This window comes from Burkholderia sp. LMG 13014, from assembly GCF_905232215.1.
Classification (GTDB): Bacteria; Pseudomonadota; Gammaproteobacteria; order Burkholderiales; family Burkholderiaceae; genus Burkholderia.
The window spans coordinates 1-1595 of the sequence record NZ_CAJNKE010000928.1 but is presented as its reverse complement, the minus strand read 5'-3'; the positions used below and the strand labels follow the sequence as shown (position 1 = coordinate 1595).

At 67.3% G+C, this 1595-nt stretch carries 2 protein-coding genes; both read left to right on the top strand.

All coding sequences use genetic code 11. The features are described 5' to 3' along the window. Window positions 1-743 (top strand): SDR family NAD(P)-dependent oxidoreductase (locus JYJ84_RS36220; RefSeq protein WP_205190258.1); only part of this gene is annotated, 743 nt, incomplete at its 5' end. Between the two features lie 30 nt (window positions 744-773). Next, a partial coding sequence (locus JYJ84_RS36215; RefSeq protein WP_205190257.1) for a metal-dependent hydrolase occupies window positions 774-1595 on the top strand: 822 nt, incomplete at its 3' end.

Here is a 1595-nt window from a genome sequence, read left to right as displayed (position 1 = left end):
GCGAAGGCGCGACGATCGTTGCGTGCGACATCGATCTCGCGAGCGCCGAACGCACCGCGCTGCTGATCGGGCTGACCGGTGCGCAGGCCCATGCGAAACGCGTCGACGTCGGGTCCGCCGACGACATGGAAGCGCTCGCGACGTGGGTCGGCAGCGAACTCGGCGGCGCGGACGTCGTGATCAACAACGCCGGGATCGGCATGGCCGGCGGCATCCTCGACACCAGCACGCGGCACTGGGAGCGCATCCTGCACGTGAACCTGTGGGGCGTGATCCACGGCTCGCGGCTGTTCGCGCAGCAGATGGCCGCGCGCGGCACCGGCGGGCACATCGTCAACACCGCGTCGGCCGCTGCGTTCGGGCCGTCGCGCGACCTGCCCGCGTATGCAACCACGAAGGCCGCCGTGCTGATGCTCAGCGAATGCATGCGCGCGGAACTCGCGGAGCAAGGTATCGGCGTAACGGCCGTGTGCCCCGGCTTCGCGGAAACCGGAATCATGGCGTCGACGCAATACGCGGGCGCCAACGCGCAGGACGAAGCGCGGCTGCGCAAGCGCGCGACCAAGCTGTACCAGATGCGCGGCCTGAAGCCCGAGACCGTCGCACAGGCGATGGTCGACGGCGTGCTGCGCAATCGCCCCGTCGTCGCGGTCGGCGGCGAGGCGCACGCGATGCGCTTCGTCGGCCGCTTCATGCCGTGGCTCGGCCGGATGATCGCCCGCGTCAGCATGGCATTGCATTGACGGCGCACGACGCCGCACAGGGAGACAAAGATGACCGATACCGCCGACTATCACAAAATCAAGGCCCGGCACGTGAAGTTCGACTTCAGCGACACCCCGATTACCTGGGTGCCGAACGACCCGGCCAGCACGCACATCATCAACACGCTGAACCTGCTGTTCCCGGAAGGTGAGCTGTGGTTCTGCCGCGTCTACAACAAGGCATTGCCGCTGATCACCGATGCGCGCCTGCGCGACGAGGCCGAAGGCTTCCTGCGGCAGGAAGCCGTGCATTCGCGCTCGCACGGCGGCGTGCTCAAGCACTACTACGACCGGCACGGGATCGACACGAAACCGTTCACGCAGAAGCTCAACCGCCTGTTCACGCGCGTGCTCGGCGAACAGCCGCTCGGGCTGAAGATCGGCCACACGCGGTTCTGGCTGCGCCAGCAGCTCGCGGTGATCGCGTCGCTCGAGCATTTCTTCGGCTATCTCGGCAACTGGGTGCTCAACGCGCACGGGCTAGACGAAGGGAAAGCCGACCCGACGATGGTCGACCTGCTGCGCTGGCACGGCGCGGAGGAAGTCGAGCATCGCACGGTCGCGTTCGACATCTACCGGCACATGGGCGGCACCTATCCGGAACGCTGCGTGCACATGGCGTTCGTGATCCTGCTGCTGCTCTACTACATCACGACGGGTGCGAAGTTCATGTACCGGCGCGACCCGGACGCCGGCCGCTACCCGGGCTTCGTGCGCGCGTGGTGGCACGGCTCGCGGCGCGGGCACCTGCCGTCGTTCTGGAAGGTGATCGGCGCGGCGCTGCGCTATTTCAAGCCGGGCTATACGCCGCACCACGAAGGCTCGACCGAA